Annotated in this window: 19 protein-coding genes; 11 read left to right on the top strand and 8 right to left on the bottom strand. The window is 68.1% G+C overall.

Features of this window, described 5'->3' with window-relative positions; translation table 11 throughout:
• Positions 1-270 precede the first annotated feature (270 nt).
• Complete coding sequence (locus ACQCX5_RS06020; protein ID WP_434541106.1) at positions 271-1,278, bottom strand: Gfo/Idh/MocA family protein; 1,008 nt, start codon at positions 1,276-1,278, stop codon at positions 271-273.
• A 137-nt stretch (positions 1,279-1,415) separates the two neighbouring features.
• Between ACQCX5_RS06020 and ACQCX5_RS06015 the strand changes: the two genes are divergently transcribed.
• The 6 genes from ACQCX5_RS06015 (at position 1,416) to ACQCX5_RS05990 (ending at position 8,582) form a co-directional block, all read left to right on the top strand.
• Positions 1,416-1,946: a hypothetical protein gene (locus ACQCX5_RS06015; RefSeq protein ID WP_434541105.1), complete on the top strand. Its 531-nt coding sequence runs from the start codon at positions 1,416-1,418 to the stop codon at positions 1,944-1,946.
• Between the two features lie 61 nt (positions 1,947-2,007).
• Positions 2,008-2,784, top strand: coding sequence for an SDR family NAD(P)-dependent oxidoreductase (locus ACQCX5_RS06010; protein ID WP_434541104.1), 777 nt, complete (start codon positions 2,008-2,010; stop codon positions 2,782-2,784).
• 6 nt (positions 2,785-2,790) lie between these two features.
• Positions 2,791-3,666, top strand: coding sequence for a lysophospholipid acyltransferase family protein (locus ACQCX5_RS06005; protein ID WP_434541103.1), 876 nt, complete (start codon positions 2,791-2,793; stop codon positions 3,664-3,666).
• Complete coding sequence (locus tag ACQCX5_RS06000; RefSeq protein WP_434541102.1) at positions 3,663-5,411, top strand: FAD-binding oxidoreductase; 1,749 nt, start codon at positions 3,663-3,665, stop codon at positions 5,409-5,411. Before ACQCX5_RS06005 ends, ACQCX5_RS06000 begins: the two co-directional genes overlap by 4 nt.
• A gap of 907 nt (positions 5,412-6,318) precedes the next feature.
• Positions 6,319-7,521: a lipid II:glycine glycyltransferase FemX gene (locus ACQCX5_RS05995; protein ID WP_434541101.1), complete on the top strand. Its 1,203-nt coding sequence runs from the start codon at positions 6,319-6,321 to the stop codon at positions 7,519-7,521.
• Positions 7,521-8,582, top strand: coding sequence for an alanine racemase (locus ACQCX5_RS05990; RefSeq protein WP_434541100.1), 1,062 nt, complete (start codon positions 7,521-7,523; stop codon positions 8,580-8,582). The genes ACQCX5_RS05995 and ACQCX5_RS05990 overlap by 1 nt, the downstream gene beginning before the upstream one ends.
• Positions 8,583-8,595: 13 nt before the next feature.
• Here ACQCX5_RS05990 and ACQCX5_RS05985 read toward each other — a convergent pair whose 3' ends face one another.
• Complete coding sequence (locus ACQCX5_RS05985) at positions 8,596-11,349, bottom strand: hypothetical protein (protein WP_434541099.1); 2,754 nt, start codon at positions 11,347-11,349, stop codon at positions 8,596-8,598.
• Positions 11,350-11,631: 282 nt separating this feature from the next.
• Between ACQCX5_RS05985 and ACQCX5_RS05980 the strand changes: the two genes are divergently transcribed.
• The 3 genes from ACQCX5_RS05980 to ACQCX5_RS05970 are packed head-to-tail and all read left to right on the top strand — an operon-like array spanning position 11,632 to position 15,869.
• Positions 11,632-13,458, top strand: a complete 1,827-nt coding sequence (locus tag ACQCX5_RS05980) for a polysaccharide biosynthesis protein (RefSeq protein WP_434541098.1) — start codon at positions 11,632-11,634, stop codon at positions 13,456-13,458.
• Positions 13,448-14,614 carry a glycosyltransferase gene (locus ACQCX5_RS05975; RefSeq protein WP_434541097.1) on the top strand — a complete coding sequence of 389 codons (1,167 nt, stop codon included), beginning with the start codon at positions 13,448-13,450 and terminating at the stop codon, positions 14,612-14,614. Before ACQCX5_RS05980 ends, ACQCX5_RS05975 begins: the two co-directional genes overlap by 11 nt.
• 37 nt (positions 14,615-14,651) lie before the next feature.
• Positions 14,652-15,869 carry a glycosyltransferase family 4 protein gene (locus tag ACQCX5_RS05970; RefSeq protein ID WP_434541096.1) on the top strand — a complete coding sequence of 406 codons (1,218 nt, stop codon included), beginning with the start codon at positions 14,652-14,654 and terminating at the stop codon, positions 15,867-15,869.
• A 44-nt stretch (positions 15,870-15,913) separates the two neighbouring features.
• Here ACQCX5_RS05970 and ACQCX5_RS05965 read toward each other — a convergent pair whose 3' ends face one another.
• Positions 15,914-17,218: a nucleotide sugar dehydrogenase gene (locus tag ACQCX5_RS05965; protein WP_434541095.1), complete on the bottom strand. Its 1,305-nt coding sequence runs from the start codon at positions 17,216-17,218 to the stop codon at positions 15,914-15,916.
• 323 nt (positions 17,219-17,541) lie between these two features.
• Here ACQCX5_RS05965 and ACQCX5_RS05960 point away from each other — a divergent pair, with 323 nt between their 5' ends.
• Positions 17,542-18,465, top strand: coding sequence for a hypothetical protein (locus ACQCX5_RS05960; RefSeq protein WP_434541094.1), 924 nt, complete (start codon positions 17,542-17,544; stop codon positions 18,463-18,465).
• A 123-nt stretch (positions 18,466-18,588) separates the two neighbouring features.
• Here ACQCX5_RS05960 and ACQCX5_RS05955 read toward each other — a convergent pair whose 3' ends face one another.
• The 5 genes from ACQCX5_RS05955 to ACQCX5_RS05935 all read right to left on the bottom strand — a co-directional run bounded on the left by ACQCX5_RS05955 (position 18,589) and on the right by ACQCX5_RS05935 (position 24,299).
• Positions 18,589-19,314 (bottom strand): hypothetical protein, encoded by a 726-nt coding sequence (locus tag ACQCX5_RS05955; RefSeq protein ID WP_434541093.1) that lies wholly within the window; start codon positions 19,312-19,314, stop codon positions 18,589-18,591.
• A gap of 634 nt (positions 19,315-19,948) precedes the next feature.
• A complete protein-coding gene (locus ACQCX5_RS05950) occupies positions 19,949-20,947 on the bottom strand; it encodes a Gfo/Idh/MocA family oxidoreductase (RefSeq protein ID WP_434541092.1) in 999 nt (332 codons plus the stop codon).
• A gap of 1 nt (position 20,948) precedes the next feature.
• On the bottom strand, positions 20,949-22,043 hold the full coding sequence (locus ACQCX5_RS05945) for a DegT/DnrJ/EryC1/StrS family aminotransferase (protein WP_434541091.1): 1,095 nt from the start codon (positions 22,041-22,043) through the stop codon (positions 20,949-20,951).
• Positions 22,043-22,648 carry a DapH/DapD/GlmU-related protein gene (locus ACQCX5_RS05940; protein ID WP_434541090.1) on the bottom strand — a complete coding sequence of 202 codons (606 nt, stop codon included), beginning with the start codon at positions 22,646-22,648 and terminating at the stop codon, positions 22,043-22,045. Before ACQCX5_RS05940 ends, ACQCX5_RS05945 begins: the two co-directional genes overlap by 1 nt.
• Before the next feature lie 124 nt (positions 22,649-22,772).
• Positions 22,773-24,299, bottom strand: coding sequence for an O-antigen ligase family protein (locus ACQCX5_RS05935; RefSeq protein ID WP_434541089.1), 1,527 nt, complete (start codon positions 24,297-24,299; stop codon positions 22,773-22,775).
• Between the two features lie 99 nt (positions 24,300-24,398).
• On the opposite strand from ACQCX5_RS05935, the gene ACQCX5_RS05930 reads away from it, so the two are divergent.
• The gene (locus ACQCX5_RS05930) at positions 24,399-25,115 is read left to right on the top strand and encodes a hypothetical protein (protein ID WP_434541088.1); all 717 of its coding nucleotides are present in this window, start codon (positions 24,399-24,401) and stop codon (positions 25,113-25,115) included.
• Positions 25,116-25,130 lie beyond the last annotated feature (15 nt).

The raw sequence follows: 25,130 nt of genomic DNA, 5'->3' as shown, positions 1-25,130 counted from the left end.
CCCCAGGTGCGCGCTGACACCTTTGCGTGCACCTCGACACCGTCGTGCGGGTGTCGACGTGCACACAAGGGTGTCAGGACGACTGAAGACCGCGCGGCGTGTACCCGACGGTGGCGGCATGGTCGGGGTGGCGGCGTGCTCGGGTGGCGGCGTGCTCGGGTGGCGGCGTGCCCGACGGTGGCGGCTGCTCGGGGTGGCAGCGGCCCTGTGGGCCCGGCGGCGTCGCACATGCCCAGTTCTCGAACACGCTCACGGCGTCCACCCCGCACCTCACTCGCCCGGGTAGCTCACCCCGATCTGGCGGCGCACCTCATCGAGCGTGCCCATGATCGCCACCGTCTCGTCGATCGGCAGCAGGTCGCTGTCGAGGTGGCCGGCGGCGATGAACCGCTCCGCAGCCAGTGCCTGGTACTGCATGCCGCGCCCCTCGACCTCACTGGTCCAGGTCTCGCGCACCGCACCCTCGCAGTCGACCAACCTGAACGAGGTGGGGGTGTACCAGACACTGTCGATGTCGATGCGCGCCTCGGTGCCCAGCACCGACGCCGTGTTCGGCCCGGCGACCCGCGATGACGTCAGCGTGGACGAAACAGCACCGTCGGCATGGGTGAACACCGTGGCCACCTCGGTATCGGCACCCGTTTCGCCCAGTCGTCCGCTCGCCCGGACCTCGACCGGGGCACCCAGCATGTCCCAGGCGAACGAAATGGGATAGATGCCCAGGTCGAGCAGCGCCCCACCGCCCAGTTCGAGCGCATTCAGCCGATGCGCCGGGTCGGTCGACAGGCTCTGGGTGTGGTCAGCGCGCAGCGCCCGCACCTCGCCAAGAGCACCCGAAGCGACCAGTTCGCGGATGCGTGCCATGTGCGGCAGGTAGCGGGTCCACATGGCCTCCATGACCAGCACACCCGCCTCGATGGCCGCGTCGCGCACCCGTGCCGCCTCGGCCTCGGTGAGCGTGAACGCCTTCTCGACCAGCACGTGCTTGCCGGCAGCGATCGCCGTCAGGGCGTTCTCGGCGTGCATCGGGTGCGGGGTGGCGACATAGATGATGTCGACGTCGTCGTCAGCGCACAATGCTTCGTACGAGTCGTGGGCCCGGGAAATCTCGAACTGCTCGGCGAACCGCTTGGCCGACCCAGCCGTGCGCGAACCCACCGCGGCGACATCGAGCCCAGCCGTGCGCAGGTCGGCGGTGAACAATTCGGCGATCCACCCGGTGGCGAGAATGCCCCACCTGAGCCCTGGGCCGGTGAGTTCCGTACGCAATTCGGTCATGCCCGCAGCCTAGTGAGCCGGGCCGCGCACGCGCCACAGGGCCACGCGTGCGGGTGCCCACGCGCGTCCCTGCGCAGTCCCATGTAACGGACTGCAACCAGATCGACACGCCACCCGCCCGCACTAATCTGTGCTGCATGCCCGCCCCCATGCGCGAACTCGCCCAGGTGATCAAGGTCGCCCACCTGCGCCTCGCCGGCGCTGAACCCGAGATCAGCGCCGTCGGCCTGCTCGCGACCGCCGATGCGCGCACGCTGACCCTGTCGATCCAGACCGGTGTGAACGAGGTGCGCGAACTCGTCGCCACCGGTGCCGTGCACATCATCGAGAACCTTGATGAGATCGCCGAGATGCGTTGGGACCCGCGCCACCACCAAGAAGTGGACGAGACCACGCTGCCGACGGCCCTGCGTGAACTGGGCCTGACGGGCCCGCCGGCGCTCGAGGCGGTGCTGGGTGCCATCCAACTGCTGGTCGATGATGACACCCTGGACGTGCTCGCCGCCGGCGCGGTGCGGGCAGTGCTGGTGCTCGACGACCCCGAACGCACCCGTGAGGCGGTCGAGGCGTTGAACACGCCCGCGGCGTTCACCGAATGGTTGTCAGTGCAAGACCCGGGCGAGGCCGCCGCGGCCGACGCGAACGCGAACCACCTCACCCCTTCGTGAGCAGGGGCTGCGTCCACGGGCCACATCACGTGAGGTCGCCGAAACAGGTAAGTTGGGCTCCATGGCAACTGCATTGGTGACCGGCGCCACAGCCGGGATCGGTCACGCGTTCGTCCGTCATCTGGCGGCCCGCGGCAACGACCTGGTCCTCGTGGCACGAGACACCGAACGCCTCGAAGCCCTCAAGGGCGATCTTGAACAGCAGTACGGCATCAGCGCCGAGGTGTTGCCCGCCGACCTGTCGCTCGCGGCCGACGTCACCCGGGTGGCCGACCGCATCGAAGACCCCGAGCGACCCATCGACACGCTGGTGAACAACGCCGGCTTCGGACTGCACGCCAGCATCATGGACCGCGATTCGCTGCCGCTGCACAAGCGCGCCTATGACGTGATGATGTGGGCAGTGCTCGAGCTGAGCGGGGCGGCCGGACGCGCGATGAGCGCCCGCGGCGAGGGCGCCATCATCAACGTGTCGTCGACCTCGGCCTGGATCATGGCGGGCAACTATTCGGCGGTCAAGGCCTATGTGCTGACGCTCACCGAGAGCCTCGCCATGGAGCTGAAGGACACCGGCGTGCGCGTCACGGCGCTGTGCCCCGGCTGGGTGCACACCGAGTTCCACGACCGCGCGAACATCAAGAAGACGAACCTGCCCGACATCGTCTGGGTCGACGTCGACGTGCTGGTCAGTGAGGCACTGAAGGACAGCGACAAGGGCAGGATCGTGTCGATCCCGACGTGGAAGTGGAAGATCGCGATCGCGATTGCCACCCATGGCCCCAAGGGGTTCATCCGCTGGTTCAGCCACAAGCTCTCGTCCAGTCGTCGCAAGAAGTGAGGCCCGATGGCACGCAGCGATGACAAGGACCTGACCAACGGCCGCCAGCAGGGTGACGCGGGGCGCAAGTACGGCAACCCGGCCCAGGCGGCCGCTCGGCGCGCGACCCGCATGTTGCTGGTCAAGCCCTACCTGTGGCGCACGCTCAACGTGACCGTGCACGGGGTCGAGAACCTGGACGACTGCCCTGCCACGTTCATCGTGATCGGCAACCACTCGAGCCACTTTGACACCCCGCTGATCTTCGGCTCGCTGCCCCCGCGCCTGGCGCGCTACCTGTCGGCGGGCGCGGCGGCCGACTACTGGTTCACCAACTGGTGGCGCTCGGCCTCGGTCTCGCACCTGTTCAACGCGTTCCCCGTCGAGCGGCGGGCGAAGAAGACCCCCGAGCAACGGGCAGCCGAGAAGGCCCAGAAGGCGGCGGGCAGCAGCCCCGTCGAGGATGAGAAAGCCAAGCGCAAGGCCGCGTCGCACCGCGGGCTCGCGGCCGCACTGCTCACCGATGGCATCCCGATCCTGCTGTTCCCCGAGGGCGGACGCACCTATACCGGTGCCATGGGTGTCTTCAACCCGGGCGCGGCGGGTCTGGCGATCAGCCGCAACGTGCCCGTCGTCCCGGTCGCGATCGTCGGCGCCTATGCCGCATTTCCACCGCACCAGTCGGGCATGCCCAAGGGACGCCCGCCGATCCACGTCGTCTACGGGCACCCGATGCGCCCTAATCCCGGCGAGATCACCCATCATTTCAATGAACGCATCCGTCGCAAGGTCATCGAATTGCATGACACGACGGCACGCGCCTATGGCATGAAGACGATGGCCGAATACGCCCGCGCAGTGGCCATCGAGAAGTCGCGCACCAAGAACCAGGAGACCAAGTGACCGGCGTCAAGAATCAGAAGTGGTGGGGCTGGGGCGACGAGGGCACCGCCTATTCAATCGACAACAAGCCCAAGTTCAAGCCGTTCGTGCGTGACGTGATCGGAGTCGACGTCGACAGCGTGCCGGTCAAGAAGCCCCGCTTCGAAGACCTGGACGTGCCCGCCTGTGAGCTGGGCGACGCGCTCAAGCAGTCATTGACGGACGCCGTGGGCGCGGCAAACCTGTTCGTCGACGACGAAGTGCGGGTGGCCCACTGCTACGGCAAGGGTGTGCGCGACCTGCTGCGGCTGCGCCAGGGCATCCTGGGGCGCATCCCCGACGTGGTCGTCTACCCCGGCACCGAGGACGAGGTCATTGCGGTCGCCGATGCGGTGATTGCGGCCGATGGGGTGCTGATCCCCTATGGCGGCGGGTCGAACATCGTCGCGGCGCTCGAGGCGGTGCCGGGCGAGACGCGCCAGGTCGTCTCGGTCGACATGGGCCGGTTGAACAAGGTGCTCGAGATCGACGAGGTCTCGGGGCTGGCTCGCATCCAGGCCGGCACGTACGGGCCGGACATGGAGAAGCAGCTCAACGCCCGCGGTTGGACGCTGGGCCACTTCCCCGACTCCTTCATCTGGTCGACCGTCGGCGGTTGGGTCGCCACCCGATCGTCGGGAAACCAGTCCGACAAGTACGGCGACATCGCCGATGTGACCCGCGGCATGCGCGTGGTGATGCCCTCGGCGACGGCGGCTGACCGGGTGCCGGGCCAGTGCACGCAGGTATTACACCTGAACCCGCTGCCGTCCAGCTCGTCCGGGCCCAGCGTGCGCGAGATGCTGATCGGCTCAGAGGGACGCCTCGGCATCATCACCGAGGTCTCGATGAATGTGCACCGCATCGCCGAGGCCAAAGAGATCCAGGCCTATTTCTTCCCGAATTACGATGCCGGGCTGGAGTTCGCCGAGGCCGTGTGCCATTCGGATGCCTCGCCGGTCATGCTGCGGGTCTCGGACGCGAATGAGACCAAATTCTCGATGGCGAACGCGTCCGGTGGCAAGTCGAAGATCAGCCAGTACGTGAACAAGGCCGTGCAGAAGATCATGGTGTCGAAGGGCTGGGACCTGGACCAGATCTGCATGAGCTTCATCGGCTTCGAGGGTTCGCCGGCGAATGTGCGGTTCCAGAAGGGGCTCGTGGGGCAGCTGGTACGCAAGCATGGCGGCATGGGCGTGGGCAAGGGCCCCGGCTCGATGTATGACGAGAAGAAGTTCGACATCCCCTACATCAGGGACTTCCTGCTCGACCTGGGCATCCCGGCGGACGTGTCCGAGACCACGTCGACCTGGGCGAATGCCAAGACCATGCACGACGAGACCGTGAAGCGCGCCGAAGAGGCGTTCGCGAAGACCGGGCACAAGGGCTTCATCATGTGCCACGTCTCGCACAGCTACCACATTGGTGCCTGCCAGTACTTCACGTTCGCGATCGCCGACTCGAACCCCGAGACGGTGTTCGAGAGCTACGACGCGGTGAAGCAGGCCGTGCAGCAGTCGTTCATGGACCTCAAGGGCACCGTGAGCCACCACCACGGTGTCGGCGAGGAGCATTCCCCGTGGATGGCGCAGGACATCTCGGAGGCCGGGGTGCACGTGCAGAAGGTGCTGTTCGAGGGTGTGGACCCGGGGCACAACCTGAACCCGGGCAAGATCATCCACGAGGGTGTGCCGGGGGTGTCGAGCAACTCGAAGCAGCCGGAGTGATTGTTGGCTGAGCGGCCCCGGGAGCATGTGTGGCTCCCGGGGCTGTTTGTTGTTCAGGTGTGACCAGAACCCGGCAGGAGTGGACCGGACGCGCCGGTCGATCGGGGGATCGGGCCGGTGCTGCCGGGTTCTGGACACTGGCGTCGGTGACCGGCCCAGGACCGGGGTTCCTGGAGATTGCCCATCGGCGGGAACTTTGCCTCGCGGCGCCGGGCGGCAAAGTTCCCGTCAGGATGCAGAGTTCCCGCCGGGCGGCAGAGTTCCCGCCGAGCGGCAAACGTGGCCCGGGCGCGGCAAACGTGGCCCGGGCGCGGCAAACGTGGCCCGGGCGCGGCGAACGAGCACGAGGACGAGGCCAGGCCGGCCCCGCGAACACCCCACACCGGGCACGCCGACACCTTTGGGTGCACGCCGACACCTGTGGGCAGGTGTCGGCGTGCCCACAAGGGTGTCGGCGTGCACCTGCCTGCTACTTCGTGGGGAGCGGGGGCGTCGGCCGTGGCCCAGCACCTGCTCGTCCAGCGGCCAGGGAGACTCTCGGCCAGGGAGACTCTCGGCCAGCCAGAGACGTGACCAGAACCCGGCGAGAGTCCGCCGGACCGGCCACCAACTGCCCACTCTGGCCCGCTCCTGCCGGAATCTGGACGCGCTCGCTCCGGGATCCCCATGGGCACCGAGGTCTGCCTGTCGACGGCAACTTTGCCTGTCGGCGGGGACTTTGCCCTGCGGCGCCGCACGGCAAACTTCCCGCCAGGCGGCAGACTTCCCGCCGGGCGGCAAACGTGGCCCGGGCTTACTCCCCCACCCCACATGTCCAGAACCCGGCCGACGTCCCCACCACCGCCGACCCCCAGACGAGCCCTTCCACCAACTGCTGCCCGATGCCGGTCACCGCTAGATTGGTGCCGTGATCCAGATCAGGCAGGTCCAGTCGTCCGAGTACCTCGCGTTCATCCAACGCGTCGCCGCGCCGGGTTCGGACTTCCCGGTCACGGTGAGCTTTCTGCAGACGCCCGCCTGGGCGAAGGTGAAGCCCGAATGGGGTTCCGAACTGCTCGGTTGGTTCGACGGGTCCGAACTGGTCGGCGTCGGCCTGGTGCTCTATCGACAGCTGCCGAAGCTGAAGCGCTACCTGGCCTACCTGCCCGAGGGCCCCGTGCTCGACTGGACCCGCGCCGACATCCCCGAGATGCTCGATGCCCTCACCACCCACGCCCGCAAGAAGGGCGCCTTCGCCGTGCGCATCGGCCCCACCCTGGTGCACCACCGCTGGCACACCGACACCATCAAGAACGCCATCGCCGACCCTGCGGCCACCACGCTGGCCGAGGTCACCCCTGACGAGACCGACAAGGCCGGCACCAGGCTCGCCAACCAGCTGCAGCACCTGGGCTGGCGCGCCCCGAAGGCCGCCGAGGGGTTCACGGCCGGACAGCCGCAGTACAACTTCCAGTTGCCGCTCACCCGCACCACTGACCCCGACGACCCAACGAGCACCCGCACCCAGCTGACCGCTGACGAGGTGCTCAAGGGCATGAACCAACTGTGGCGCCGCAACATCAAGAAGGCCGACAAGTCCGGCGTCACGGTCACCCGCGGCACCCGGGACGACCTCGCGGCGTTCCACCAGGTGTACCTCGAGACAGCCGCCCGTGACGGCTTCACCGGCCGCCCACTCTCGTACTTCGAGACCATGTGGGACGCCCTGCGCGCCGAACCCGCCGGCGGCACCGCCCCGGACGATGCCGATGGCCGCATGCACCTGTACCTGGCCCACCACGAAGGTGACCTGGTCGCCGCCACCACCTGGGTGCAGGTCGGTCGGCACACCTGGTACTCCTACGGTGCGTCCACGAACGCCAAGCGCGAGGTGCGCGGCTCGAACCGCATCCAGTGGCAGATGATCCAGGACGCACTGTCGGCCGGCGCCGAGGTCTATGACCTGCGCGGCATCACGCCCGCCGTCGCCGAGGACCACCCGGAAATCGGGCTCATCCAGTTCAAGGTCGGCACGGGCGGCGAGGCCGTCAGCTATGTCGGCGAGTGGGACAAGCCCATCAACCCGGTGCTCTACGCGGCTTTCATGGCCTACATGGAACGGAGGCGCTGATGTCACTCGTGCTGCACCTCGACACGCCCGCCTGGCGGGCCCACCTCGCCGCGACCTGCGCCGACGTACCGGGGCTGGTGCCCGTCGCCAAGGGCAACGGCTACGGCTTCGGCCTCGACCGGCTCGCTGCCGAGGCCGACCTGCTCGAACTCGACACCCTCGCCGTCGGCACCACCCCCGAGGTGGCCGAGGTGCGCAACGGCGGCTGGAGCGGCGACATCGTCGTGCTCACCCCCTGGTCGCGCCACGATCCGCTGGCGGTCGACTACCTGGCCGACGAGCAGGTGATCACCACCGTGTCACGCCTGGACGACCTGAAGCTGGTGGCCGAGCGCGCCCCGCGCGCCCGCGTGATCGTCGAGCTGCTCACCTCGATGCGCCGCCACGGCATGGGCCCGGGCGACCTGCCGGGCGTGCGCTCGCTGCTCAGTTCACCCCAGGACTCGGGCCTGCGCTTCGAGGGCTGGACCATCCACCTGCCCATGAAGGCCGCCAACGCCCTCGCCGAGGCCCGCGAACTGTCGAGCGCGGCCGCGTCCACGATCGAGGCACCGGTCTGGCTGTCGCACCTGACGTTGGACGACTACCGCACCCTGACCCGGGAGCTCAACGTGGCCACGCGGCTGCGCATGGGCACCGCGCTGTGGCTCGGGGCACCGAACACCCGTCGGACGACCGCGCGGGTGCTGGACATGCACCCGGTCAAGCGCGGCGAACGCGTCGGTTACTGGCAGCACCGCGTCAGCCAGGACGGCTGGGTCGTCGTGGTGTCGGGCGGCACGGCGCATGGGGTGGCGCTGACAGCCCCCTCACCCGGTGCCAACCTGCGCCAGCGGGCGGTCACGTTGGCGACCGGTGCCATGGACGCCGCGGGACGCGCGCTGAGCCCGTACACGATCGACGGCAGGAAGCGCGGGTTCATCGAACCGCCGCACATGCAGTCGAGTCTGGTGTTCCTGCCGGGGGCGGCCACGGTGGCGATCGGCGACGATGTGCCCGTCGAGCTGCGGCTGACCACGGCCCGGGTTGATGAGATCCGCGAGGTCGACGCCGAGGCGTGAGGCCTGGGAACGCTCAGTCCTTCGCCCGGCGGTAGCGCAGTGCCGCCAGTGTGGCCACAAGCACGCTGCAGACGGCCCAGACCAGCAGCGTCCCGACCCGCGCCGACGTGCCCTCACCACCCGCCAGGGCGATGCGCAGCCCGTCGAACAGCGGAGTGGCGGCCGTCGTGTCGCGAATGAATTCCAGCCACTGGGGCGCCGCGGCGCTCATACCCATCAGCGTCGTCGCGAGCAGCCCGAGCACCACCCACACACCGACCGTCGCGCCCAGGAACCTGCGCGCCGCCATCGCCAGCGCCGCCGCCGCCACGCTACCGACGAAAACCATGGCCGCGAGGTCGCTGCGATGGCCGGCGGCCGCCGGCGCCACCACCGCGAACACGGTGCCGCCGACCAGCGCTGCCACCACACCGACCTCGACGACCACCGAGCGCAATGCCATGCGCAGTCGTCCGTCGGCACCGGGCATCGTCACGTCCTGGCCGTCGGGATTGGCGCGCACATGACCCCGCGCCCTGTCGATGACGCCCACACCGGCCAGGGCACCCACCCAGATGGCGACCAGGATGGCCATGGCCGTCCAGTTCACTGCCTCACGGTGGTCGACGTCGGGGGTGACTGGCAGCTCGAGCAGTGAGGTCACCTTCTGCCGGGTGCTGGGGTCGAGCTGTGGCCAGGCGTTGGGGTCTTCGAACTGCTTCGCATTGCCCTGCGCCTGGGTGTTGAGCTGCTGGCCCTGCTGCTGCAGCTGCTGCAGCTGGGTGGTGAGCACCTTGCCCGCAGCCTCGGCATCGGCGATCTGCTTGTCGATCTGGGCGAGCTTCTGGTCCTGCTGGTTGATGGCCGACTTCGCCGCGCCCAGCTGCCGGTTCAGTTCGGCGCTGTTGCGCTCGAGCTGGTTCAACGTGGCCTGCAGACTCGTGCCGGTCTGTTGCAGTTCAGTGTTCTGCTGGGTCAACGACGCCACGGTCTCGGTGAGGCCGTCGAGCTGCTGGCTGAGTCCCGCCACGGTCTGGGTCAGGCCCGACAGCTGGGCCCCCTGCTGTTGCAGGGTCTGGTTGAGCGCCGCAGCCGAGTCGTCCAGTTGTTTGACGGCCGGGCTGTCCTTGTCGATGGCCTGCAGCGCGGCTGACTGCTGCTCTGATTCCTGGGACAGGCCCTGTGCTGACGTCGACAGGCTCTTCGCGCTCTGGGCGACCTTGCTGACCTTCTCGATCACCTCGGGCGCCGAGCCGGCGCCGTTGTCGATCGCCCGTTGCAGCGCCACTGCCGCGGCCCGGGCCGAGGTCAGCAGGTCAGCGCGGGTGGTCGAGATGGCGTTGACGTTGTCGAGGTTCTGCTGGGCCAGCTCACGCAGTTTCGCTGACCGGGCGCCCAAGTCTGTCTGGCTGAGTTCGTCCAGTGCGATGTCGAGGCCGTCGACGACACCCGCACGCCAGGCACGACACTGTTCCGACAACCCGCCGCCAGGCGCATCCGGATAGGGGCAGGCCACCGGCAGCTGTTGGCCGACGCCGGCATTGTCGTACTTCTTGCGAATTGCCTTGAGCCGCGATTCCAGGTCACCGACGTTGCCGTCGGCGCCGTCGGCGAAGTCCTTGAGCTGGACGGCCAGGGCCTGGGCAGTGCTGACCGTCTGGTCGGTCTCGAGCTGGTTGACCAGGCCCTGCAGCGAGGCCAGCGCCGCGGCGAGGTCGGCCGCCGAGTCGGTGCTGGTCTTGCGCAGCGACGATGGGGCAACCCCCTGGCGCTGGGCCGACGAGGTGCCGGCGATCTGGCCGAGCTGGTCGCTGAAGCTCGCCAGCTGTGTCTTGATGCCCTTGAGGCTGGCATCGATGCCGCGCTGGCGCTCGGCCGCCGCGGCCACCGAATTGGTATAGGTGTTGACCCCCTGCTGCTGGGTGCTGGCCTGCTGGTCGATCTGCTTGGCCAGCGCATCCAACGCATCGATGGTCGACTTGCTGGCCGCCCCCGAGGTCTTGGCATCGGCGCTCGCGGCGGCGGCACGGGCCAGCGCGGCCTGCGCCTCGGCTGTGAGCGCGCCCTGCTGGTTCAGCTGCTGGTTGGCGGCTGCCGATTGCTGCTGGCTGCCCGAGGCATCGGGCAGCCCGGGGCCCTTGCCGAGCCCACTGCGCTGCTGGCCCAGGGTTCCCAGCATGCCGGTCACGGCCGCACCGGCGTCGGCCGCCGACTTCTGCTGGGTTTCGGCATCGCCGGTCCGCGTGGCCAGGTTCTTGGCCCTGTCCTGTGCGGTGCGGAACGCCTCGTCGGCGTCGGTGAACGTCAGGTAGACCGAGTCCATCGCGGCACCCGCCACGCTGGTGCCGACGGTCTGGTTGGTGGCGCGGGCTACTGATCGTCCGATGAGGCTTTCGGACGAGGGTGCCATCGGCGACGAGATCACGCTGACGTTGATCTGGGCCTGCTTGCCGCCGGCCACGGCCAGGGTCGCTGCCGTGAAGTCCTCGGGCACGGTGGCGACTGCGGCGTAGCGCCCCGACTGCACGCCGGCCTTGGCATCGGCGGCGGTGACCTGCACCCACTTCACATCGCTCGCGGCCAGCAGCCGCGCCACCAGGTCGCGTCCGAGCCCGACGGACGAACCGCCCACCGTCTGCGGTCGGTCGTGGTCGACGACGGCAGCAACCGGCACCGCCACTGGGTTGTCAGCACGGGGGTTGGTGCGCAGCAGCAGCACCAGGGCCGCTGGAATGGCCATGACGAGCAGGGCCGAGATGAGCGTGCGCCACCAAGAACGCTGTGCCATCTCACCTCCCCGATCCGACAGTCCTGGCATTCGCCACGATAATTTCCGGGGTTGAGACACACCCACCGGCCGAGCCTAATCGTCAGCGAGCCTTCATGTACTCCGACACAGCGTCGTGGGCACCGCTGTAACACGTGTGGTATTGCCTGAGGCAGCGGCTGGGGCCGCAGTCAGCAGGGTCACGGTAGACTGCGCCACGTTGTGTCCGCTCACGAAGGGAAACCGATGGCCCGTCCATCTGCTCGAACTCTGCTGCTTCGCGCAGGCCTTGCAGTGTGGGACATGGCCTCATGGGCCCTGGCCACCACCTTCATGGTGGCAGAGCGCTACAACTTCCAGGCCCTCAGCAGCTATGAACAGGGCATCATCGTGCAATACGCCATCATCGCGATGGTGCTGCAGCTGGTGCTCGGCGTGCTCACGAAGCTCTACCGCGGTCGGCACACGCTGGGCAGCTTCGACGAGGTCATCAACATCGCCGCGATCACCGTGATCATCGGCGGCGCGCTGGCGGCGTACTACTTCTTCTTCGGCGAACCGGGCTACCCCCGCGGGGTCACACTCATCGTGCCGTTCGGTGCCGTGGTGCTGATGACCGCGGCGCGGTTCGTGGCCCGCACCATCACCTCGTCGCTGAGCGACACCACCCGCGATTCGGCCGTCGACGTCGTCGTCTACGGCGCTGGCAATGCGGGCCAGCAATTGTCGCGCCTGCTCGCGTTCGACCCCGACGCGCCGTACCGCATCGTCGGTTTCGTGGACGACGACCGTGACAAGCGCAACCTGCGCATCAACGGCAAGCCGGTGCTCGGCACGGGTGACGACCTGGTCAAGGTCGCCGACCGGGCCGGTGTCGGCACCGTGGTCGTGGCCATCCCGACGGCCAACCGCGCACTGATGCGCCGCATCAACGACCTTGCCGAGCCCGAGGGCCTCAAGGTGCTGGTGATGCCCAACACCCAGGCATTGATCAACGGCAATGTGCAGCTGAACCAACTGCACCAGCTTGACGTCGCCGACCTGCTCGGCCGCTCACAGATCAAGACCGACCTGAGCTCGATCGCCGGCTACCTGTCAGGCAAGGTCGTGCTGGTCACCGGCGCCGGCGGCTCGATCGGGTCTGAGATCGCGCGCCAGGTGCACAAGTTCGGCCCCAAAGAACTGGTCATGCTCGACCGCGACGAATCGCTGCTGCATGGCGTGCAGCTCTCGATCTACAAGCAGGGTCTGCTGGACACCCCGAACATGGTGCTCTGCGACATCCGCGATGAGGCCGCCCTCGATGCCGTCTTCGCGGCGCACCACCCCGAGGTCGTCTTCCACGCCGCGGCCCTGAAGCACCTGCCGATGCTCGAGCAGTACCCGCTCGAGGGCTGGAAGACCAACGTGCTCGGCTCGCTGAACCTGCTGAAGATGTCCGAGAAGTACGGCGTCCGCAAGTACGTCAACGTCTCGACCGACAAGGCCGCTGATGCCACCTCGGTGCTCGGCAAGACCAAGCGCATCGCCGAAGAGCTCACCGCCCACTACGCGCGCAAGACCGGCGACGTCTACCTGTCGGTGCGCTTCGGCAACGTGCTCGGTTCGCGCGGGTCGATGCTGCACACCTTCACCAACCAGATCGAGCAGGGCGGGCCCATCACGGTGACCCACCCCGACATCACGCGCTATTTCATGACGATCCCCGAGGCGTGTGAGCTGGTCATCCAGGCCGGTGCCATCGGCCAGCCGGGCGACGTGCTCGTGCTCGACATGGGCGAGCCCGTGAAGATCCTCGACGTGGCCCGGGGCCTGATCGCCCGCTCGGGCAAGGACATCGCGATCACGTTCACGGGCCTGCGCCCCAACGAGAAGATGCACGAGGTGCTGTTTTCGGGCGACGAGGCCTCGACCCCGACCGCACACGAGCTGATCAACCGCGTCGAGGTGCCACCGCTCGACCCCGGCGCGCTCGACGGTGTGGACGGCGGCAACCCCGCGGCTATGGAAGAGCTGACCCACCAGAGCCTGCTCAACCAGGCCAAGGCGCTCAACGCCGCCCAGGCCGCCACCGTCTCGACCGACATCAGCGCCCTGGTCGATGAGCATGCGGACAGGCATGTCGACTGACGCCTCGGCGACAGACTCTGCCGCGGCGGGGGCCGCCGCCACGGGGCCGGGGCAGCTGCCCGGGCATGTCGACGTGCTGCACCTGTCGACGGTGCACCACAGCCACGACAACCGGGTGCGCAACAAGCACGCGCTGGGGCTGGCCCGCAGCGGCGTCGACGTGGGCCTGGCCATCCGGGCCACCGTGGACGACCCTGACGGCCCGTTCCCGGTCTATGCGCTGCCCCAGCCCAGGGGCCGCCTGGACCGCCTGACCGGCAGCCAGCGCAAGGCCTGGAAGTTGCTGTGCCGGCTCAGGCCGAAGGTCGTCCACATTCATGACCCCGAACTGGTGCCGATGACGTGGCTGTGGGCCAAGCTGTACCGCGCGCACGCCGTCTATGACGCCCACGAAGACCTGGTCAAGCAGATCGACACGAAGCCGTACCTGAACAGGTACGCCAAGCCGTTCATGAAACTTGCGTCACGGCTGCTGATCGGCTGGGCCGATCGCGGCATGGATGCTGTCGTGGCCGCGACCCCCGAGGTGGCGCAGGGGTTCGGCAACCCGCGCACCGTGGTGGTGCGCAACTACCCGTGGCTCTCGGACTTCACCGACCACCCCACCCCGGTGCCGGGTCGCATGGTCTATGTCGGTGACCTGTCCGAGGAGCGCAAGCTCAGCCTGATGATCGAGGCCACCCGCCGCGTGCGTGAGCAGGTGCCGACCGCGCACCTCGTGCTGGCCGGGCGTGGCCTGGGCAAGGCCAAGCAGGTGCTGGCGACCGAGCCCGACGGCGAGGTCGTGCGCTACCTGGGTCTGCTGCCGCCGACCGACATCCCGGGGATCGTCGCGAGTGCGCAACTGGGGCTGATCCTGCTGGCGCCGCTGCCGAACTACGTCAACAGCCTGCCGACGAAGCTGTTCGAGTACATGGCCGGCGCCGTGCCGTTCCTGGGCAGTGATTTCGAGGCGTGGCGCACGATGTTCCCCGCGGGTGGGGTGTTCGTCGATTCCGAGGACGTCGATGCCACCGTCGCGGCGATGGCCCAGCTGTTGGCCGACCCGGACCGGTGCGCCCGGATCGGGCGTGAGGGTCGGGGCTACCTCGAACAGCACTTCACGTTTGAGTCGCAGCTCGAGGTGCTCGAAGGGGTCACGCGGGCGCTGCTGTGATCGTGGGCCCGGGCACCGGGCCGGTAGGCTCGCCTGCGTGAAGGTGCTCTACATCGACCATTACGCCGGTTCGCCCACGCTCGGCATGGAGTTCAGGCCCCACCTGATGGCCCAGGAATGGGCGCGGTCAGGCGTCGAGACCACGCTGCTGGCGGGGTCGTACAGCCACCTGCGCAAGGTCAACCCCACCGTCACCCGCACCGGTGAAGAGCAGGTGATCGACGGGGTACCGTTCCGGTTCATCAAGACCCGTGAATATGAGGGCAACGGGGCCCAGCGCGTGGTCTCGATGGTGGAATTCGTGGGCAAGGGCCTGCGGGATGCCTCGTCCATCGCGAAGGTGACCCGGCCCGACGCGGTGATCGCGTCGTCCACGTACCCCTTCGACACGTACCTGGCCGAGCGGATCGCGAAGATCGCCGGGGCCCGGCTCGTGCACGAAATTCATGACCTGTGGCCGCTGACCCCGCAGGAACTCGGCGGCTATTCCGACAAGCACCCCTTCATCGCGACGATGGCGGCGGCCGAGAAGTCGGCGTACCGCAACTCGGATGTGATCGTCTCGATCCTGCCCAATGCCGAAGAGCATGTGCGCAGCCTGGGCATCACCACGCCCGTGGTGAACGTGCCCAATGGTGTGCAGCTCGACCGCGAACCGGGGCCGGCGGACGAGGCCGTGGTGGCGCTGGTGACCAGGCTTCAGGCCCAGGGCAATGATGTGATCAGCTACGCGGGCGGGCTGTCGGTCTCGAACGCGATGGACGACCTGGTCGAGGCCATGGCACTGCTCAAGGATGAGCCGGTGGCCGCGGTGGTCATCGGCGACGGGGTCGACCGGGGCGCGCTCGAGGCGCGTGCCGCCGAGCTGGGGCTGGACAAGGTGTTCTTTGTCGGGTCGATCCCAAAGGCGGCGGTGCACAACACCCTGTCGGCGATGGACGGGCTCTACATCGGCTCGGAGAAATCGCGGCTGTACCGCTATGGGTTCAGCGCCAACAAGATCTTCGACTACATGCTGACGGGGTTGCCGATCGTCGACGCGCTCGACTCGGAGCACACGCCGCTGGCCTATGCGGGGTGTTCGGTGCGGGCTGCGGCGAAGCAGCCGGCCGACATTGCGCGTGCGATCCGCGAGGTGGTGGCCCTGGACCCGACCCAGCGTGGGCGGATCCGGGCCACCGAGACGGCGTACGTGCGTGAGCACCACGCCTATGACAAGCTCGCGGCTGACTTCCTGGCGGCGCTGAAGGGCTGATCAGGCGTGGCCGGTCAGGCAGTCAGGCCTGGCCGGTCAGGCCGTCAGGCCTGGCCGTCACCAATCACGTGGCGTTCGACGCCGGGCCAGTTCTCGGCGGTCGTGACATTGCGTCCGTCCACGAGCACCTTGATGCCGGGCAGCTGCTCGGGCGTGAGCTGCTTGTATTCGGGGTGGTCGGCCTGGATGACCGCCGCGTCGACCGGGTCGCCCAGGTGGTAGGGCTGGAAGCCGAACTTCTCGAGCTCTTCGTCGGTGAACATCGGGTCGTGCACGAAGGTGTTGGCACCGCGGGCGTTCAGGGCGGCGACGGCCGGGAAGACACCCGAGAAGGCGGTCTCTTTGACCTTGCCGCGGTATGAGGCGCCGAGCACGACGACCGACTTGCCGGACAGGTCGCCATTGAAGGCGTCCTCGACCTTGGCGATGGTGTATTCCGGCATGGTCATGTTGGCCTCGCGCGCGACGCGGACGATGGTGGCGTCCGGGTCGGTGTACAGGTACAGGCGCGGGTAGACGGGGATGCAGTGGCCGCCCACAGCGATGCCCGGCCGGTGGATGTGGCTGTAGGGCTGGCTGTTCGACGCGGCGATGACCTTGAAGACATCGATGCCGTTCTTCTCGGCGAACTTGCCGAACTGGTTGGCCAGGCCGATGTTGACGTCGCGGTAGGTGGTCTCGGCGAGCTTGGCCATCTCGGCGGCCTCGGCGCTGCCCATGTCCCAGACACCGTTCGTCGCGGGGGCGAGGTCGGGGCGCTCGTCGAAGTCGAGCACCTGCTGATAGAACTCGATGCCCTTGGCAGTGCCCTCGTCCGACAGGCCGCCGACCAGCTTGGGGTACTTGCGCAGGTCTTCGAAGACGCGGCCGGTGAGCACCCGCTCGGGGCTGAAGATGAGGTGGAAGTCCTTGCCCTCGACCAGGCCGGAGACCTCTTCGATCATCGGCTTCCAGCGGTTGCGGGTGGTGCCGACGGGCAGCGTGGTCTCGTATGAGACGAGCGTGCCGGGGGTGATGTGCTCGCTGAAGCTGCGGGTGGCGGCCTCCATCCAGCCGAAGTCGGGCTGCCAGGTCTCGTCGTTGACGAACAGCGGCACGACGATGACGATGGCATCGACCCCGGGGATCGCCTCGGCGTAGTCGGTGGTGGCGCGCAGCTTGCCGGCGGGCACGAGCTCGGACAGCTTCTGCTGCAGGTGCGCCTCGCCCGGGAACGGCTCCTTGGCGGCGTTGACCGAGTCGACGACCTTCTGCTGCACGTCGATGCCGACGACGTCATGACCCTTGTCAGCGAACTGGACGGCCAGCGGCAGGCCGATCTTGCCGAGCGCGACAACCGCGATCTTCATCCGGGCTCCTTCGAGTGTGTCTGGTGCGGTCACAGCCTACCGTCTGTGGGCGTGGTGGCGCGGGTGGGGCGTGGACGAGGCAGGGCAGGCGGGCGTCCGGGGCCTCGGGCCCGAGAGGGCGCGCCGACACCCTTGGGAACACGCCGACACCCGCACAACGGTGTCAAGGTGCACACAAAGGTGTCAGCGTGCACACGACAGGCTGTCCATGGGCCAGCGGACGAGGTTCTGGACGTGCGGCCATTCTGTGCACCATCGAGCTGGTTGTCCACAAGGTGTTGTCCGTTCAGGAGAACGGCATCGGAAGAGCACATGGTCGTGATGTGACGATCCTCCTGAGCCGAAGCGCCCTCATTGACCAGGGCTACGATTCCCGCGAAATCCGACGGCAGGTCAGTGCCGGCCAGCTGGTTCGGGTGCAACGCGGCTACTACACCATGGCGACCCCGGTCGAACAGGAGCGATGGCGTCTCGAGCGGCAGGTTCATCTGCACCGCATCCATGCCTGCGTTGCCGGCGCCGAGCACCCTGTTGTCGTGAGTCATGCCTCGGCCGCGGTCGTCCATGATCTGCCGGCACCCCGAGCAGCCCTCAGCAAGGTGCACCTCGTCCAGGAACGGGACGGCGGCTGGCAACGGCAGGGGGTTCGCAAGACGACCGGCCGCATCGACCCGGTGGACATCGTCCAGGTCGGCGCCCTCATCGTCACCAGCGTGGCCCGAACCGTGATCGACCTGGGCCGGTCCGTGCATTTCGGGTGGGCCGTCGCCGCGGTCGACCATGCGCTGCGTGAGCAGCTGTGCACGCTAGATGACCTGCACGACTGCCTGGCCCGATGCAGTGGGCTGCCCGGCATCGTGTCCGCGCGACGTGCCGTCCTCTTCGGTGACCCCCGTGCCGAGAGTGTCGGTGAATCACGCAGCCGAGCCCTTTTGTGGAGCGCGGGCCTGGCCCCGGATGAGCTACAGCGGGAGTTCCCGCACTCGCGAGGCACGGATCGGGTCGACATGTGGTGGATGGGCGGGCTCATCGGCGAGTTCGACGGTCGGGGCAAGTACCTCGCCAACTTTCGGCCCGGTGATGATCCCGGTGAAGCCGTCTGGCAAGAGAAGGTCCGCGAGGATCGCCTGCGCCGCCAGGGCAATGCTCTCGTCCGCTGGACGTGGGACGAGGTGGAACGACAACCGGACGACGTGGTGTCGCGGGTCAGGACGGCGCTCGCGGGCGTCCGGCGGCGACTGTTCTAATGCCACCAGACACCCTCAACGCGAACGGGGACACCCTTGCGGGCATCCTGACACCGTTCTGCTTGTGTCAGCGTGCCCACAAGGGTGTCGGCATGCGCTGTGCCGCGTGGGGAAGGCCCGGGTTCACGCCCCAGTCTTCGGCAGCGGCCGGTTCGGGGTGCCGCCCTGGCCAGACGCCTTGATCTCGAACCGCACGACCGCGCTCTCGCCGGTCTCGGCCGCCACGAACACCACATACGAGCCGGCCGGCAGGTCTGTGGTGGTGAGCGTGAACTCCGCAGCTGATTCGGTGCCGCCGAGCACGCCGGTGCCGTAGTCGACCCGGGCGCCGCCGAGCACAACCTCGAAGGTGTACTTCGCGCCCACCGTCAGCTGGTCGGTGGCGATGGTGACCTGGTCGCGCGTCTGGCGCATCACCGCGGTGCCCGGCTGGGCGGAGGCCATCACCACCACGATCTCGTCGGTCAGCACCCGGCCGCCCACGTGGCTGGTGGCGGTGAGGGTGAAGGTGCCGGACTTGGCCTTGGCCAGGTCGACCCGGAACTGGCCCTTGTCGCCCGCAGGGTTCACCTTCACCAGGTCGACGCTGTCGATCACCCTGGTCCCCTGCGTGAGCTTCCACCGGATCGGCTCGCCCTGCTGGAACACGTCAGTGGTGATCACGGCAATGCCGCCGGGCACCAGGGCCCCGGTGATCTCGGTCTGGGCGGGCAGCGCCTTGTTGACGACGGTCTGCGGGATGACCTGGGGTGCGCGGTCTTCGGCCATGGCGGGCAGGACGGCGGCAGCGACTCCACCGGCGAGCGAAACGGCGAAGGCGGCGGCGATGAGGGCGGACTTCTTGAACATGGGATTCTCCTGGGGTGGCGCGGGTGGCAACGTGGTGGGCGCGTCTGCGGTGACCTTCTGACCTGCACCACGCCCGGCACCAGAAGAAGGTTGAGCATCCCCGAAGATTCCTTTACAGGCGCTGAACGCACGTCGCATTTCGCACTGGACGAGCACGCCGACACCCTTGCGAGCACCCCGACACCCGCCCACAGGTGTCAGCGTGCACACAAAGGTGTCAACGTGAACGAAACCGGGCCGCGGCGGCCATACAGGAGCCCCGGCGGTGGTGGGCGGATGGGAGCACGCGCCTGAGTACGGGCGGGGCACCACAGGGGCCGCCGCTGTCCGAACCTGCGCCGAGGCCGCCACCCTCCACCAGCCGCACGCCCAGAACCTCGTCCGACACGAGACCCAGCGCCCCAATGAGCACGCCGACACCCTTGCGAGCACCCCGACACCCGCCCACAGGTGTCAGCGTGCACACAAAGGTGTCAACGTGGACGAAACCGGGCCGCGGCGGCCATTCAGGTGCCCCGGCGGTGGATGGATGGATCCAACGCGACGCCACCCCCGACCCACCCCCAACCCCCGCCACACACCACAAGAGCCCGCCGGATCACCGACGGGCCCCTGCAATCACACCAACCAGCACTCAGCTGATCGCCACGAACTGGTTCGTCCTGCTCGATTCGATCATCGCCTCGCACACCTCGACGACGCGGGCGCCCTCGTCCAGCGTGACGATGGTCGCACCCTCAGCACCGAGCACCGCGTCGCGGAAGTTCTCATGCTCGGTGCGCAGCGGCTCGGGCTTGGGAATGGCAAACCTCGTCATGTCCCCCTCGGAGACACCGCGGAAGTTGGCGATGTCGTCCCAGGTCGTCTCGACCGTGCCATTGGCGAAGAACGTCAGGTCGGCGGTCAGCGTGTCGGCCACGAACATGCCGCGCTCGCCGGTGACGATGGTCAGCCGCTCCTTGGTGGGCGAGAGCCAGTTGACCAGGTGGTTGCTCATCAGCCCGCCCGACAGTGTGCAGGTGGCGCTGACCATGTCCTCGTACTGGCGGCCCGACTTGAACATCGACCGCGCTGCGACCTGCTCGTACTTGCGCTGGGTCACCCAGGCGGTCAGGTCGATGTCGTGGCTGGCGAGGTCCTTGATCACACCGACATCGGCGATGCGGTTCGGGAAGGGCCCCTGACGACGGGTGACGATCTGGTACAGGTCGCCCAGGTCGCCGTTCTCGAGCCGCTTGCGCAGGCTCTGCAGCGCCGGGTTGAACCGCTCGATGTGGCCGACCGCACCGATCAGTCCTTTGGACGCGAACGCCTCGGCCAAAGTGCGGGCCGCCTGCGTCGACGCCGCCAGGGGCTTCTCGATCAGGGCATGCTTGCCCGCCTCGGCGATCTTCAACCCGATCTCTTCATGGGTGAAGGTCGGGGCCGCGACCACGACATAGTCGAGGTCGGGGGTGGCCAGCAGTGCATCGATGTCGGGCAGCACCGGCAGGTCACCGGCGACACCGAACGGGTCCTTGCCCGAGGCATCAGCCACGGCCACCAGGTCGACACCGTCGATCGCCTTGAGGTTGCGGGCATGGTTCTTGCCCATCGACCCGATGCCGATCAGGCCTGCGCGCAGGTTCGCCATCTCATGCACCTGCCTTGGCCAGGGTGTTCACCGCGGTCACGATGCGCTCCAGGTGCTCTGCAGTCACCGACGGGTGCACCGGCAGCGACAGGCATTCCAGCGCCGCGCGCTCGGTCTCGGGCAGGTCGACCGGCGACTGGAACGGCTTCAGACGGTGATTCGGCACCGGGTAGAACATGCCCGAGCCGATGTTGTACTCATCCTTCAGCGCCTTGGCCAGGCTGTCACGGTCCTCAGCAACCCGGATCGTGTACTGGTGGTAGACGTGCACCGCACCCTCGGCCACATGCGGCGGGGTGACACCCTCGAGGTTGGCCGACATGAACGCCGCGTTCTGCTGGCGGGTCGCGGTCCACGCATCAACCTTGGTCAACTGCACCCGGCCAATCGCGGCATGAATGTCGGTCATGCGGTTGTTCAGGCCCACGACTTCATTGTGGTACTGCTGCAGCATGCCCTGGTTGCGGTACAGGCGCAGGTTGCGTTCGATGGTCTCGTTCGCGGCCGACACCATGCCACCCTCACCCGAGGTCATGTTCTTGGTCGGGTACAGCGAGAACATCGCGAACTCGCCGAACGCGCCGACGGGCGTGCCATTCAGCGAGGCGCCGTGGGCCTGCGCGGCGTCCTCGAACAACTGCAGGCCATGCTTGTCGGCCAGCTCACGCAGCGCCACCATGTTGGCCGGGTGGCCGTACAGGTGCACCGGCATGATCGCCTTGGTGCGCTCGGTGATCGACGCCTCGACCGAGGCGGGGTCCAGGCAGAAGGTCTGCGGGTCGATGTCGGCGAACACCGGCGTGGCACCGGTCAGCGCCACCGAGTTCGCGGTCGCCGCGAACGTGAACGACGGGACGATCACCTCATCACCCGCGCCGATGCCACACGAGAGCAGACCCAGGTGCAGGCCCGACGTGCCGGAGTTGACCGCCACACATGCGCGGTCGAGCTTGAAGTGCTCCGAGAACTCCTTCTCGAAGGCGGCGACCTCGGGGCCCTGGGCGATCATGCCCGAGCGCAGCACGCGGTCGACAGCCTCGCGCTCCTCGTCCCCGATCAGCGGCTTGGCCGGCGGGATGAACTCAGCAGCAGACATCAGTTGTTCTCCTCCACAAGAGTCAGCACTTCGTTGGTTTCGACGAACTCATCGCCGGTCATCGGATCCTTGAATCGGCCCTCGCCGATCTGTTCGAGCGGGAACCCGGAACGCCCCACCCACTTGATCCGGCGGGCCGGCACCCCTGCCACCAGAGCGTAGTCGGGCACATCCTTGGTGACGACAGCGCCCGCCGCAACAGTCGCCCAGCGGCCGATCGTCACCGGTGCCACGCACACGGCACGCGCGCCGACCGAACTGCCCTGCTTCAGCGTGACGCCGACGGGTTCCCAGTCGTGGGCGCTCTTGGCGCTGCCGTCGGGGTTGATCGCCCGCGGGAATGTGTCGTTCGTCAGCACCGCCGCAGGGCCGATGAACACGCCGTCCTCGAGGTGGGCGGGTTCGTAGACCAGCGCGTAGTTCTGAATCTTGCAGTTGTCGCCCACATGGACGCCGCTGCCGATGTAGGCGCCGCGCCCGACGACGACGTTCTCGCCGATCACCGCACCGCCGCGCACCTGCGCCAGGTGCCAGATGGACGAGCCGTCACCGATCTGGACGCCGTCGTCCAGGTCGGCACTGGGCTGAATGCGTGCGTTGCTCAAGAGGTTCCTCCAGTCCACGGGGTGCGGCACCCGTTCAGGTGGCACGCCCGCCATTCTGTCACGCAGGCGTTGGCCGCGATCAGCGCACCGCGCAAACACGCGCGCCATGACGTGCAAGCCGGCATCACCCGCTGCGCAGCACACCGGGTCTCTGGTCGACGCCGCCGAGCAACGCACCGAACACGCCCGTCCACCACACCAGCGAGACGCCGAAGTTCTTGAACACGTACAGGTCGAAGGCCATGCCCGCCAGGCATGCCGCCACGGCCGAGGTCAGCACCACGTTCGCCGTGCTGGCACCCCGCAGCCAGCGGGTCGCGATCGGCCACACCACGGCGGCGAGCAGCAACAGCCCGATGATGCCGAGTTCGGCCAGCACCTCGAGATAGAGCGAGTGCGAGTGGTACAGCGTGTAGCCGAACGGGCCCGTCACCCGGCTGCGCCACGGGTGGGCCTGCCAGCCGGACTCATAGGCGAACCAGGGCCAGATCGAGCCCGAACCGACCCCGAAGAGCATGTGCACGGGGCTGTCATTCCAGGCACCCATGCCGACCCGCCACGTCATCAGCCGCCCGGCGCTGCGCTCGTCCAACCTGCCGAGGATCGGCGATGTGAACACGGCCACCAGCACCGCCAACCCGCCCAGCACATAGACCCGCACCGGCAACCGGCGCAGGCGTTCACCAGCACCGGTGTGGGTGCGGTTCAGCCGGATGACCAGCAGCACCACGAACGCGCCCAGCATCAGCAGGCCACCCCGCGACCCCGTGGCCAGCAGCAGCACCACATGCGCCACGAACAAGTACATCGACGCACGCGGCCGGTAATGGCTCAAGAAGCTCGCCAGTGCGATGCCCGCGGCGACCATCAGCGCGCCAGGGTAGACGGCCGCGCCGCCCAGCTGCGTCCAGACGCGCGGCTCGAACTGGCCCTGGGTGATCGTGACGCGCAGCCAGCCCAGCACGGTCATCGGCACAAGGGCGAACGAGATCCACCAGAGCAGGCGCAGTCGTCCGAGCCGTGGGGTCACCGCCATCACGACGAACCCGGCCCAGGCGGCGCACAGCCCGTTGACCAGCGGGATCCAGATGATCGCCTTGGGCACGTCGGTGACGACGTGGGCGAAACCCACCCAGATGAACTGCCGGTGAAAGAACGTGGTGGCCATCGCATAGCCGAACAGCACGGTGACCGCGGCAATGCAGGCCCACGCCACCGCCGAGAGCCGGCCGAACTGTCGTGGCACGAACCGCCCGGGGCGCACACCGCGCAGTGACAGGCCGGTCAGCTGCCGGGAGCGCTGCTCGTCGGCCCACGGGCCGCGGCTGGGCACCGCCGCCGTCTGCTGTTCGGGAGGCACGGGCAGGTCGGCGAGCTGACGGCCCTCGCGGTAGCGCAGCACCATGAGCACGACGCCGACCACCACGAACGCGATCGAGGCGATCGTGAAGGCGGTGACGTAGCCAAGACCCCGCACCGGGGCCTCGAAGTTGACGACCGACATGACGCCGATCCAGATGATGTAGGCCCAGCCGTACCAGGTGATTGCCTGCGCGAGCCGGCTGCTGTGTTGAAAGCCGCGGGCCAGCCTCGTCCTGCCTGTGACCGGGCGCGACGAGGCGCGCTGGGTCGCGGATGGACGTGAGGGCATGAACTCCAGCGTACGGTGACAACAAATTGCCGGGCCAATCAGCGCCTCACGAGACCCGCCGTACCCACCCCCCGGGCGAACAGCATCTACGATGGGCGCGTGACTGAGACCACTGCCGCCAGCCAGGTGACCCGCACCCAGACGTCTGCCGTCGAGACCCTGTACGAGGACGACAAGGCCCTCGACGTGGTCGGCTACGTCATTTCGCTGAAGCGCTACCTGCTGCCGGCGGTCATCGTCGCCGCGGTCGTGCTCGCGGCTGGCAGCGTGTTCGCGTTCACGCGTCCCGACACCTATGTCGCCCGCTCGACCATCGCGCTGGTGCCCGGCGAGGTGCAGTCCGAGGCCGAGGCGACCCAGCAGGCGGCGATGCTGCCGATGGTGGCGCGCAGCTATTCCCAGTTGGCGAATGCGCCGCTGGTGCTCGACCCCGCCGCCAAGGTGCTCGACCCGTCCGGCAAGTTGACCGGGTCGAAGCTCGGGGCCGACGTCAAGGTGGGCTGGCCCAGCAACTCGCTGATCATCAACCTCGACGTCACGGGTGCCTCGTCCGATGAGGCGTTGGCCCGGGTGAAGGCGATCACCGACTCGTTCGTGACCGAGGCGCCGAAGTCGGCCGGCACCGACGGTGGCGTGGCGCTGGCCGCCAAGGCGATCTATGTGCAGCAGGGTCCGCTGCAGCCCGAGCCGTCGACCACGCCCGAACTGCTGGCCGTCTCGGTCGTGGGTGCGCTGGCGCTGGGCTTCCTGACCGCGGTTGCGCTTGACCTGACCGTGGGACGCCGCCAGCGGCGGGCGGCGGCAGTTCAGGGCTGAGCCGGGAAGATTGCC

The sequence above is a fragment of the Aestuariimicrobium sp. G57 genome (genome assembly GCF_050110855.1).
Classification (GTDB): domain Bacteria; phylum Actinomycetota; class Actinomycetes; order Propionibacteriales; family Propionibacteriaceae; genus Aestuariimicrobium.
Note: the sequence above shows the minus strand (reverse complement) of the source record. Positions and strands in the feature narration are given on the sequence as shown.